This window comes from Streptomyces sp. NPDC001135, assembly GCF_053598395.1.
Genome location: NZ_JBSFKD010000060.1, coordinates 1 through 11,588, shown reverse-complemented (window position 1 = coordinate 11,588; position 11,588 = coordinate 1). Strand labels below are relative to the sequence as shown.

Here is an 11,588-nt window from a genome sequence, read left to right as displayed (position 1 = left end):
GGGGCTTCAGATGTGGCACAGGCCCCGCTCGTAGTCGACCGTGGCGGTCTCCTTGGAGTGGGTCCACTGAGGGCTCAGCAACCCTGCGTCGAGCTGCTGGGCGGCGCCTGGGCTCTCCACGATGTATCCGAAGTCCTGCAGCCATGCGGGGTAGAGGTTCTTCGAGCCGATGTAGAAGGCCGAGCCGTCGACCGAGATCAGCTTGTGGTGCTGGGCGTAGGGATGTCCGTCGGCCCACCGCGCGCTCGGGGAGCTGCGGAAGCTCGCGAGCTGCAGGTTGGAGCAGAGCGCCGCGGTCGCGCTGGGTTCGTCACCGGTGATCTGGGTCAGTCGGCTGCGCAGCACGTCGCTGATCTCGGAGAGGGACTTGATCTGCGAGTAGCCTCCGCTGCCGATGGCGCCGCGGTTGGCGGGGTCGCTGACGACGATCCGCACCTTCACGCCGTTGGCGAGCTTCGCGGCGAGGGCGTCGTAGACGCGGATGTCGTAGCGGGGCAGTGGCGGGCAGGTCGCGTTGAGGTCCTGCTGCGAGATCTCGATGTGACGGGTCGCGCTGGAGATCAGTGAACGCAGTGCGCTTTCCTCGGGGTTGACCGTGTCGTAGGCACGGTCTCCGTTGGTGTTGTCGTGCAGGCCGAGCACGCACCGGGTGTCGGACGTGGCGGGCAGGACCGGTCGCCAGGTCGAGGCGGGATCGGTGTCCTCGATGCCCACACCGAGTCCGCCGACGGCGATGACCGGCACGTCACCCGTGGTGAGCACGGGGCGGGGGGTCGTGTCCCGCTCCATCGTGGCCATGCAGTCCGTTGTGTTCGAGGCGACATACCACACGTTGGCGATGTTGCCCCTGTTACGGCAGGTCCAACTCCACAGCCGGTCCAGGTACCGCCCGGCTGTGCCGGCGGCGGGACCGGTCAGGGCGAGGTCGACGTCCGTGACCGGATGGTCGGTGTCGAGGTAGTCGCCCTTCCAGTCGTTGATGCCACCGGTGATCACGGACTCGCCGTCGACGACGAGGAGTTTGGAGTGGTTCCACGAGAAGGCGGTCTTCGACGTGGTCATCGAGGCGACGTCCAGCGCGATGGCGTCGGCGGCCGGGCCGAGCTTGTCGCGCAGGTCGTCTCGGTACTTCGAGGGCAGCACGTTCATGTGGTAGATGGGCGCGGCTCCGACCAGGACCCGGACCTTGAGCCTGTGCCCGGAGGCCACCGAGGACTTCAGGCCCGCGACGATGGCGTCCTGGAAGGCGCCGTCCGGGAAGGGCGCGAGACTGGAGATGTCGACGGTCCGCGTCGCCCGGGAAATGTTCGCGGTCGTCTTGGCCAGCAGTCGCTCGGTGCCGGCGCGGTTCCCGCAGCCGGCGTCGCCCCAGCAGCCGGGTGTCTGGAGCAGCCAGCCGGCGGGGTCGTCTGCCCCGGCGTCGAGTCGGTTACCGGTCGTCCGCTCCCATACGTCTCCTTCGAGGCCGGGCGAGACCTCGCGCAACGTGCGCTCCACGGCGTCGAGATGCGGGGTCGCCGCATCGGCGGCGGTAGCGGGCGCGGCGGGCAGCGCGGTCAGGGCGAGAGCGGATATCAGTGCGGCACGCGTCGGACGGGCCAAGCGTAACGAAAAGATCATCCGCAGAAGTTACCAGACGGTAGATTCATGTCTCCGGCCGTCGCCCTGTCTCGGTATCCGAATCCGTGGCTCCCCGGTGGACGGGGCGAGGCCGGCAGCAAGCACCACGTGATTGTCGAGGCGGACGGCATCCTCTGGCGGTGACCCTGACCAGTGGAAACCGCCCCGACGTCTACCGCGACAGGGTCCGCCGGCTCGAGATCACCGCGGTCATCGCCCGACGCGGCGCCGAACACGGATCCTGCCTCGGAGTCCCCCGCTGGGTCGTAGAGGGCGCCATCGCGCTGCTGCACTGGTTCCGGCGCCGTCGCCATCATCTGCTGGCGACCGCTGAAGACCCCGGTCAGTCCTCAGTGCTGGGGGTCGTTGTCGCTGCCGAAGTCGGGTACGTCGGGGGACAGCAGGTGTTCGGCGCCCCCTTCGAGGGCCTTGGCCGTCTCGGTGGAGCGGGGGAGCATGGTCTTCTCGTAGGTGCGGATCGCGTCGGCGACGGTGGTGGCGTTCGCGAGAGCGAGGGCGATTTCGCTGGCGTCGAGCATGGCGAGGTTGACGCCGACGCCGAGCGGGGGCATGAGGTGGGCGGCATCTCCGAGCAGGGTCACCGTCGGGTTGTGTTCCCAGGTGTGCGGGACCGGGAGGGCGAAGATCGGGCGGTCAACGTAGGGGCCGTCGTTCTCGGTGATCATCCGGCACATGCGGGGCGACCAGCGAGCGAACTCGCCCAGGAGCAGGGCGCGGATGCCGTCGGTGTCCTCGACTGTCAGGCCGCTCATGCTGATCCAGTCGACCGGGACGCGTTGGATGACGTAGACGCGGATGTGGTCTCCGCTGTTGCGCTGGGCGAACAGCGCGCGCTCGCCGTCGGCTGCGTGGGCGCTGCCCTGGCCGACCAGCTCGGCCATGTCCGGGTGCCGGTTCTCCACGTCTGAGAACCATGCTTCCAGGAAGCTCACCCCGGTGTATTCGGGGACGGCGGGGGACACGGCCAGGCGTACCCGGGAGGAGGCGCCGTCTGCGCCGATGACCAGATCGGTCTCGATGGTCGTGCCGTCGGTGAAGTGCAATTGCCGCGGCCCGTCGTCGGGTCCACTGATCGTGTCGAGGGCGCGGCCCCAGTGCACAGTTCCCGGTTGCAGGGAGTCGAGCAACAGGTTGCGCAGCTGGCCACGGTCGATTTCCGGCTTGAAGAGTTCGTCGGCCGCCGGGACTTCATGGGACTTGATCGTGCCGGTCGGGTCCATCTGCCGCATTTCCTGCCCTTCGGGACGGGCGAGCTCGAAGAACTCGTCGAGCAGACCGGCTTCGCGCAGGGCGAGCTGACCGCTGTCGGCGTGCAGGTCGAGGGTGCCGCCCTGGTTGCGCGCGTCGGGGCCCCGGTCGCGGTCGTAGACGGTGACCGCTATGCCGCGCTGCTGGAGGATGCGGGCGCAGGTCAGTCCGCCGGGGCCGGCACCGATGATGCTGATGCGCGCCCGGGCGGGTGCTGGGGAGTTCATGGTTGTCCCTTTCGGTCGGCGAGGAGAGGCGAGCAGGCCGGGAGTTGTCGACCTCAGCACCGGCACCGGATGTGCCCCGCGGAGGGCCTCTCAGGTGAACAGATCGGCGCGGTGCGGGCGGTGACCAGGCCGACGAGGACGTGCCGCTCAGGTGCTCGCGCATTTTCATGGAATCAGAGCGAGTCGAAAAGTGCAACGACTCTACTTAGTGACTGATTCGACTATCGAGTACGCTGTAGTCATGACCGTGCCCTCTGTCAGCCGCCGCGACCGCAAGAAGGCGGCCACCCGGCAGGCGATCGCCGACGCCGCACTGCGACTCTTCCTGGAGCGCGGCTACGATCAGGTGAGCATCCGTGACATCGCCGACGCCGCCGACGTGTCGACCGCTACGGTGTTCAAGCACTTCAGGGGCAAGGAAGCGCTGGTATTCGACCAGGACGAAGACCGGGAGGCACAGCTGATCGCTGCGGTGCGGCAGCGCCGCTCCGGTCAGAGCATCCTCGATGCCCTTCGGCAGCACTTCCTGGACACATGGCCGTCGATCGAGGCACATCCTCAGGCGGCCGAGTTCCTCAACCTGGTGAACTCAACGCCGGTGCTGCGCGCCTACGCCGAACGCATGTGGACCCGGTACACCGACGGCCTCAGCGCAGTCATCGCCGACGAGTTCGGCGTGGAACACGACAACCTCGCATGTGTGGCTCTTGCCCGATTCGTACTCGAGATCCCGGTGCTCGCTCGCGGCCGGCAGGACCGCCGGGCCGCCATCGAGACAATCTTCGACATCCTCACCCGCGGCTGGGAGCCGCCGAGCAAGCCGCCCGCGCCGTAGCACCTGGACCGTTTCCCGGACCCGTCCTTCTGATCCCAGTCGTTATTCCCCGAACGTGGTGCTGCTTGTGCCGCAACGGCCCCACCCCAGCCATGGGTGGTGGCGGCGGATTGCGCGGGTGACCAGGCCATGCGGAACCGTGCACAACTCTCAGTACCAGCGGGTGGTGTCGTGGGGCGCGGACCGAGGAGGGGCAGCGTAGGACCAGGGCTGCGGGTGAGCCCCGTACGCTCCGGGTCCCGGGACGGCTGGGTACGGTCCGGCATCGGTGACGTCCTCGTACGGTTGCGGCTGCTGAGCGGCCTCATACGGTTCCGGCTGCTCAGCGCCCGCGGTGCCGTCGTCCCAGGAGGGCTCCGCTCCCGCCGGTGGCCGCAGGCTGCCGTAGCGCTCCATGCGCTGCCAGCGCAGGCGCGAGCCGGACACGGCGGTGAAGAGGGACTGGATGACCACCAGGTACATGAGCTGGCGGTAGACGAACTGCTGGAGCGGCAGGCTCCACAGCGAACCGGGGCGTTCTCCGTCCAGGCGGAACGCGTACAGGCCCATCAGCAGTTGCAGGAGAACGAAGGCGAGCCACAGGGCGGTGATCCGGACCGGGTCCAGGAAGACCAGGCCGTACAGGGCGAAGATGTCCATGACCGGCGCGAGCAGGGGAAGCAGGACCTGGAAGAGGAGCAGGTACACCAGGCCGCGGCGGCCGAGCCTGCCGGCGGCGCCGCGCTGGACCAGCGCGCCGCGGTGCTTCCACATCGCCTGGAGGGTGCCGTAGCACCAGCGGTACCGCTGCCGCCACAGGGCACCCAGGGACGCGGGTGCCTCGGTCCAGGCCACCGCGCCCTCCTCGTAGACCACGCGCCAGCCGGCCCGGCACAGCGCCATGGTGAGGTCGGTGTCCTCGGCGAGGGTGACGTCGCTGACGCCGCCGAGGGCCAGCAGCGCCCGGCGGCGGAACGCGCCCACCGCCCCCGGCACGGTCGGCATGCACTCGGCGAGGTCGAACAGGCGGCGGTCGAGGTTGAAGCCGACGACGTACTCGATGTGCTGCCAACGGCCGAGCAGGCCACCGCGGTTGACGACCTTGGCGTTGCCCGAGACCGCACCCACGCGGGGGTCGGCGAAGCGCTGCACGATGGTGCGGACGGTGTCCGGCTCGAAGACCGTGTCGCCGTCGACCATGACCACCAGGTCGCAGGAGGCCGCGGCGAGCCCGGTGTTGAGGGCGGCCGGTTTGCCCGCGTTCTCCTGCCGGATCACCCGCACCCCCGGCAGGCGGAGCGACTCCACCAGGTCGGCGGTGCCGTCGGTGGAACCGTCGTCCACCACGATGATCTCCACCGGATGGTCCGAGGCGAGCAGGGAGCGTACGGCCGCCTCGATTCCGGCGCTCTCGTTGTACGCGGGGACGATGACGCTGACGGGTTCCGTCACCGGCGGCCCCCAGGACCTGCCCGGGCGCCCCGTCCCGCGCAGCCGTCGGTGCCGGCGAGCCGCGATCATCACGACCGCCGCGCGCAGCACGCTGATCGCTCCGGCCGCGTACATCAGCACGCCCAGCAGCCACACGATCCAGTCGCCGGCCTGCAACACGGTGACGAGGGCCATCCCCCGGAGATGCTCGCCCAGTCCGGCGGGCTGGACGGGGCCGGCCATGCCGACGGCGGCGCCGACCGTCGCGAACCGGAACCCCTGTGCCTTGAGCCGGGGGATCAGCGTGTTCAGCGCGGCGACGGTCTGGGAACGGTCACCGCCGGCGTCGTGCATCAGCAGGACCTGCCCGGCGTGGCCGTGCGGGGTCGCGTTCCCGAGGATGCGGTCCACGCCGGGGCGCTGCCAGTCCTCGGCGTCCTGGGTGGAGAGCACCGTGACATAACCCGCCGAGTCGGCCTGCTTGAGGACATCCCAGTCGGCGTCGTCCAGCGCGTCGTTCTCCGAGGAGTACGGCGGCCTCAGCAGCGCGGTGGTGACCCCGGCCGTGCCCGCCACCGCCAGCTGCGTCTCCTGCAGTTCCAGGGAACGCTGCCACGGGGCGAGGCGGGACAGGTCGGGGTGGGTGAAGGTGTGGATGCCGATCTGGTGGCCCTCGCAGACGATCCGGCGGACCAGTTCCGGGTGGGCCACCACCTGGGTTCCGACGACGAAGAAGGTCGCGCGCACATGGTTGCGGCGCAGCACGTCGAGGATGCGCGGCGTCCAGACGGGGTCGGGGCCGTCGTCGAAGGTGAGGGCGATGGTGCGGTACTGGGGCCGGGCGGTGTGCACGGCGCCGGCGGCGTTCGCGATCACCGGACCCCCGTCGGTCACCTGGGCGGGTACCGCCTCGCTGCGTCCACGGACACCGGTCACGTCGTCCGAGGTGATGCCGAACATGTGGTGGGTGTAGCCGTGGAGCAGGAGGGCCGTCGACAGGGTCACCGCGAGCACGCTCAGCAGCAGCCAGTGGGTGCGGGGGGTGACCTGGCGGGTACGGCCGTGGCGGCGGGCGGGAGCGGTACGGCGTCGATCGGTCACGTCAGGGCCTTGGGTCGCTTCACAGGCTTGTGGGACGTCCCAAGGGCACGCCCCTGGGAGGAGGAGGCCGGGATCGGACTGGCGGTGGCCGTCGGGGGAGTGGCCCTGATGGCCGGCGCGGTGGTCGCGGGAGCGGTCGAGGCTGTCGGCCGCACGGGCGGGGAGGTCCGCCGCGCCGTGGGACCGGAGTCGGCGTGCCCTGCGGCGGAGCCCGCCCGCCCGGCGGAATGGCCGGGGCCGGACGGGGAGTCGGAGGTGGTCACGCGGGGTGTCGCCCGGTGCGCGGCATCCGGCTGCGGGACGAAGGGGGCGCTGACTCCAGGGCCGCCCAGCACGGTGCTGACCAGCAGGGCGACATAGCCGCCGGCGGGGATCACGAGCAACCGGGCGGCGCGCATCACGCGGCGCTGGCGTCGCCCCGAGGCGTCCACGAAGACCGGCCGCGCCGACTCGCTCTCCGGCGCGTGCGCGTCCGGCTCGGATTCCAATGCCGGCACCGGCACGAAGGGGACGGGCTGTGTGTCGGTCTCCGGGACGGTCGCGGTGAGGACGCCGCCGTGGGCGGCGTCCCACGCCGGACCGCCGGCCGTGTCCCACGCCGTCGGGTGCGGCTGCGCCCACTGTGCCGGCTGCGCCGGGCTCCAGGGCAGTGCGGTCGTGTCGCCGCCGTACGCCTCACGGCCGTAGCCCTCGCCGCCGTACCCGTTGTGGCCGTACCCCTCGTGGCCGTAGGCATACGCGTACCCGGTGCCTGCGCACGGATCCTCGCCGTACCCTCCGCCGTTTCCGTTCGTCCACTGCACGAGTCGTGTCCCCTGTCCTGGTCGGCCGGTGCGGCCGCCCGCTTGGACAGAGCGCGGCGGGCCGAAACCGTTACACCTCACGCACACCTCACGCCTCGGGCATCCACTTCACCACCGCAATTCCCGCACTCGGACGTATGTGCGGAGAACGCCCTCGGTTCCTGGTGCGCCGCCGCGAAGACGCCCCACCTCCCGGACTCCGAGAGCACGCCGCCGTAGCGCGGCAGCAGTTCGTCCCGGACGCGATCCCCATGCGCGTCGAAGTCGGCCGTCGCCGCAGTCATTCATGGGCGGCTGTTACACGACCTGCGCACAAGGCGGGACCCCGCATCCCGCGCCGGGCAAGTCCTGTCGCCGGCACGGGTTAGGGTGCTTCCGCAAATGTCGGGCACGCACGGGCGTGCGAGGAGCGTGGAGGTACCCGGTGTCGGATCTGGGTCGGCTCATAGCCAACCGATACCGGTTGGTTGAACGTGTGGGCCGCGGGGGGATGGGTACCGTCTGGCGGGCCGAGGACGAACTGCTCGGCCGGCACGTCGCGGTCAAGAAATTGCATGTTCCGCCGCACCTGTACGACGACGACGTCCAGCGGCTCCACGAGCGCACCCGCCGGGAGGCCCGCAGTGCCGCCCGGATCACCCATCCCCACGTGATCGTGGTGCACGACGTCGTCGATGACGAGGGCCTGCCGTGCATCGTCATGGAGCACATACCCTCGGTCACCTTGAGCGACGTGCTCAAGCGGCAGGGCACGCTCCCACTCGCAGAGGCGGCCCGGATCGGCCGCGCCATGGCCGCCGCGCTCCGCGCCGCGCACGACGTCGGAGTCCTGCACCGGGACATCAAGCCCGCCAACGTACTGCTCGGACACGACGGACGGATCGTCCTCACCGACTTCGGGATCGCCGTCGAGCCCGGAACGCCGTCGCTGACCAAGACCGGCGAACTGGTCGGCTCGATCCACTACCTGGCGCCGGAACGCCTCCGCTCCGGGATCGCCGAGCCTGGTCCCGCGAGCGACCTGTGGGCCCTCGGAGCAACGCTGTACCAGGCGGTGCAGGGGTCGTCCCCGTTCCAGCGGCCTACTCCGATCGAGACGGCGTACGCCATCGCCACCGAGGAGTGCCCTCCCGTGAGCAACGCCGGGCACCTCACCCCGGTGATCGAGGGCCTGCTGGTGAAGGACCCCGACCAGCGTATGAACGCCCAAGAGGCCGAACGGCTCCTGAGCCGGGCAGCCGAAGCGGGCACGGCCCCGCTCGGCTCGCCCACCCGGACGCAGACGCGTACGGACAACCCCGCGACTCCTGCACGGCGGCGCGGCAAGCGAGGCCGGCGCATGACGCTGTGGGTCGTCGTCTCCACGCTACTGGTGGCGGGCACCGTGGCGGGCGGCCTACTCTGGCGCGGGACCGGTGACGCTTCGCCGAGCGCCCGCTCGTCGGAGCACGGCGCCTCGCCGACCCCGGGTGCCTCCTCCCCCTCGCCGCCACCGCTTCCCGGCGGATACCACCTCGAGCAGGCGGCCCCGGGCGTCTCCGTCCCCATACACGACGGCTGGACTCCCAAGAACATGCCCGGCGGTGAGATCGCCTACATCTCCGGGCTGGCCGGCCTGAGGATCGATGTCGTCCAGTTCGCCGGGGGCGATCCCCTCCAGCACTGGAAGGACACCGAAGAGGCCCAGACGCGCCGCGACAACCCGGGCTACGAACGGGTCAGGATGGCCGCCACGACGTTCCGGAGCCGACCCGCAGGCTACTGGGAGTTCACGTTCCAGGGCAGAGTACGGGAGTACCGGGCAGTGGAGCTGGCCTTCAGCGGCACCGACGGCACCCAGTACGTCATCTTCCTCTCCGCGCCGAACGACCAATGGAACCAGTACCGGCCGGTCTTCGACACCGCCGTCAAGGGACTCCGCCTGCGGTCATAGACGACACTTACGGCCCGTAGGCGGCGGTTGTCGACCCCTCAGGACAATGCCGTGGCCATTTGGTCGGCGTATGTGCGGCAGCCCTGCGCCCAGCCGGGGTGAAGGTGTCCGCCGGTGAGGGCGGTGCACTGCTGGTCCACGGCCCGGGGGAGTGCGAGCGGGCGGTGACGCGTACCGAATGGCCCTGCCGCGGCGTATGGTTCGGCCGCCCCGCAGCGCCTCGCGGACGGCGGCGTCCCAGGTCCCACGGAGCCTACGGCGTGTCCAAGGCCCCGCTCGTCCACGCGGCGCGCAGCGCCTTCTTGTCCACCTTGCCAACCTTGGTCGTCGGCAGGAGGTCCAGCAGTACCGTCTTCCGCGGCGTGTACAACTCTCCCAACTCGGCGGTCACCGCCGCACCGACCGCCTCCGGGTCGATGTCGGCACCCTCGGCCGTGACCAGGAAGATCTGCACGGCCTCCCCGTACTCCTCGTCCGGCACACCCAGCGCCGCCGCGTTGCGCACACCGGGTAGCGTGAGCAGGAAATCCTCCAGGACCCTGGAGTAGACGTTGTCGCTGGTACTGCCGGTGACGATGATGTCCTTGGCCCGGTCGACGAGATAGAGGTACCCCTCGGCGTCGAGATAACCCATGTCCCCGGTGCGCAGCCAGCCGTCGTGCAGCGCCGCCGCGGTGCGCTCCGGGTCCTCGTAGTAGCCGAGCATCACCGTCTCGCCACGCACGCACACCTCGCCGACCTGCCCGACAGGCAGTGCTGCCGCGCTGTCCTCACCACGGATCTCGATCTCGACGCCGGAAATCACGCGACCGCAGCTGCGCCAGAGCTCGGGGCGGCGGGCCCCCTCCGAGGCGAGGTCCTCCGCACGGAACGCGGTGATACCAAGCGCCTCCGACTGCCCGTAACCCTGACTGAGCACGGGCCCGAACACCTCGACCGCCTGCTGCAGCCGGCTGGGCGACGTGGCCGCGCCACCGACGACGATCCGCCGCAGCGCGGGAAGGGCACCCGGCTCGCACTCCGGATGGTCGAGAACCGCGTACAGCATGGGCGGTACGAACATGGTGGCCGTGATCCGCTCCTCGCGCAGTACCGTCAGCGCCGCGCCCGCTTCGAACTCGGGCAGTACCACGAGGACGGACCCTGTCACCAGAGCCTGGATTGAGGTGAGGTGGCCGCTGCCGTGCGTGAGCAGCGTGGAGGCGAGGACCCTGTCCGTGCCCTGGTCCATGATCGGGAAGATCGCGGGGCGGGAGTTGCGCGGGGCGTCTTCCACCAGATCCACCAGCGCGTCGTAAAGCCGGTGGCTGTGCGCGGCGAGCTTGGGGCGGCCCAGAGTTCCACCGGTGTAGAGGACGGTGACGGCTTCGTCCGCTCCCGGGGCGGGCACGCCGTCGGGACGCGAGGCCGGGCACTCGGCCGCCAGGGCCAGCAAATCCGTGCACCGCTGCTCACACGGCCCGAGGCTGAGGAGTACGGGGGCGTGGACGCTGCGGCCGGCCGCGTCGGCGGCCCGTTCCGCGAAGAGCGGGTCGGTGACCACGGCGCGGGCCCGGGACTGCTCGACCAGCGCGGCGAGCTCACCGGCCCCTGGCTCGGGCGGCAGGAACACGACGCGGCAACCGATGAGATGCACGGCAAGCTGCACCAGGACGGAGTCCACACGGTTGGCCAGGAACAACCCCACGGCGTCGCCGGGCGCGAGCCCCTGCCCGCGCAGCGCATGCCCCAACCTGAACAGCCGCCGCCGAGCCTGCCCCCTGGTCAGCCGCTGCGCCCCCTGGACGAGCGCCTCAGTGTCCTCGTCCTTGCACCAGTGCTCCAGAATACGGTCCACGTACGTCCGCGGCTCGGATGTTTCCTGTGCGTTAACGATCACCAACACATCCAAACACGCCGCTCGAGAGCCGGGGCTTCACGAGAGCCACCTTCAGCCACCGGCTGGGCGGAGCACGACGCCCAGGCCTGGATGAAAACTCGGCGTTCACAGGCCAGTTGAGGACCTGGGAGAGAGCACCGAACGCCCGTCATCATGGCGGGGAAACGCTCCCACAGGAGGGAGCCGAAGGACGCCGACTCGCACACGCCGACGGGGGAACCAGCACCCCGGTACCCGGCGCTGTGCGCACTGCTTACACCACCTCATAGTTCGCCATCATCGCCATGTCCTCGTGCTCCAGGTTGTGACAGTGCAGCATGTACCGGCCGCGGTAGCCGTGGAAGCGGACCAGTACGTCGACGACCTCGTACGGGCGGACGTCGACCGTGTCCTTCCAGCCGGCGTCGGTGGGCTGGGTGTCCCTCCCCTCGTAGCGTGGAGTCCGTGAATGCAGGGGAAGTTGAGGTTCATGGGGTCCAAGCAACGGACGTACACGCCTGAGTTCCGTGAG

Annotated in this window: 8 protein-coding genes; 2 read left to right on the top strand and 6 right to left on the bottom strand. The window is 70.2% G+C overall.

The window, feature by feature from the left end; translation table 11 throughout:
* Window positions 1-6: 6 nt before the first annotated feature.
* Together ACWC94_RS40850 and ACWC94_RS40845 are read right to left on the bottom strand one after the other, a co-directional pair.
* Window positions 7-1,620 (bottom strand): phospholipase D-like domain-containing protein, encoded by a 1,614-nt coding sequence (locus ACWC94_RS40850; RefSeq protein ID WP_450802672.1) that lies wholly within the window; start codon window positions 1,618-1,620, stop codon window positions 7-9.
* 350 nt (window positions 1,621-1,970) lie between these two features.
* The gene (locus ACWC94_RS40845) at window positions 1,971-3,116 is read right to left on the bottom strand and encodes an FAD-dependent oxidoreductase (protein WP_450802670.1); all 1,146 of its coding nucleotides are present in this window, start codon (window positions 3,114-3,116) and stop codon (window positions 1,971-1,973) included.
* Between the two features lie 241 nt (window positions 3,117-3,357).
* Between ACWC94_RS40845 and ACWC94_RS40840 the strand changes: the two genes are divergently transcribed.
* Window positions 3,358-3,951 (top strand): TetR/AcrR family transcriptional regulator, encoded by a 594-nt coding sequence (locus ACWC94_RS40840; RefSeq protein WP_450802695.1) that lies wholly within the window; start codon window positions 3,358-3,360, stop codon window positions 3,949-3,951.
* Between the two features lie 150 nt (window positions 3,952-4,101).
* Here the strand turns inward: ACWC94_RS40840 and ACWC94_RS40835 are convergent, their stop codons facing one another.
* Window positions 4,102-6,462, bottom strand: coding sequence for a bifunctional polysaccharide deacetylase/glycosyltransferase family 2 protein (locus ACWC94_RS40835; RefSeq protein WP_450802668.1), 2,361 nt, complete (start codon window positions 6,460-6,462; stop codon window positions 4,102-4,104).
* The gene (locus ACWC94_RS40830; RefSeq protein WP_450802666.1) at window positions 6,459-7,265 is read right to left on the bottom strand and encodes a hypothetical protein; all 807 of its coding nucleotides are present in this window, start codon (window positions 7,263-7,265) and stop codon (window positions 6,459-6,461) included. The genes ACWC94_RS40835 and ACWC94_RS40830 overlap by 4 nt, the downstream gene beginning before the upstream one ends.
* A 424-nt stretch (window positions 7,266-7,689) precedes the next feature.
* On the opposite strand from ACWC94_RS40830, the gene ACWC94_RS40825 reads away from it, so the two are divergent.
* On the top strand, window positions 7,690-9,198 hold the full coding sequence (locus ACWC94_RS40825) for a serine/threonine-protein kinase (protein WP_450802664.1): 1,509 nt from the start codon (window positions 7,690-7,692) through the stop codon (window positions 9,196-9,198).
* A gap of 253 nt (window positions 9,199-9,451) precedes the next feature.
* Here the strand turns inward: ACWC94_RS40825 and ACWC94_RS40820 are convergent, their stop codons facing one another.
* Together ACWC94_RS40820 and ACWC94_RS40815 are read right to left on the bottom strand one after the other, a co-directional pair.
* Entirely contained in the window at window positions 9,452-11,035 is a 1,584-nt protein-coding gene (locus tag ACWC94_RS40820; RefSeq protein ID WP_450802663.1) for a class I adenylate-forming enzyme family protein, read from the bottom strand.
* A 295-nt stretch (window positions 11,036-11,330) separates the two neighbouring features.
* A partial coding sequence (locus ACWC94_RS40815; protein ID WP_450802661.1) for a multicopper oxidase domain-containing protein occupies window positions 11,331-11,588 on the bottom strand: 258 nt, incomplete at its 5' end.

Excerpts from the sequence above, each read along its gene's own strand:
- ACWC94_RS40845 (WP_450802670.1), bottom strand. The coding sequence starts at position 3,116 with ATGAACTCCCCAGCACCCGCCCGGGCGCGCATCAGCATCATCGGTGCC.
- ACWC94_RS40850 (WP_450802672.1), bottom strand. The coding sequence starts at position 1,620 with ATGATCTTTTCGTTACGCTTGGCCCGTCCGACGCGTGCCGCACTGATA.
- ACWC94_RS40840 (WP_450802695.1), top strand. The coding sequence starts at position 3,358 with ATGACCGTGCCCTCTGTCAGCCGCCGCGACCGCAAGAAGGCGGCCACC.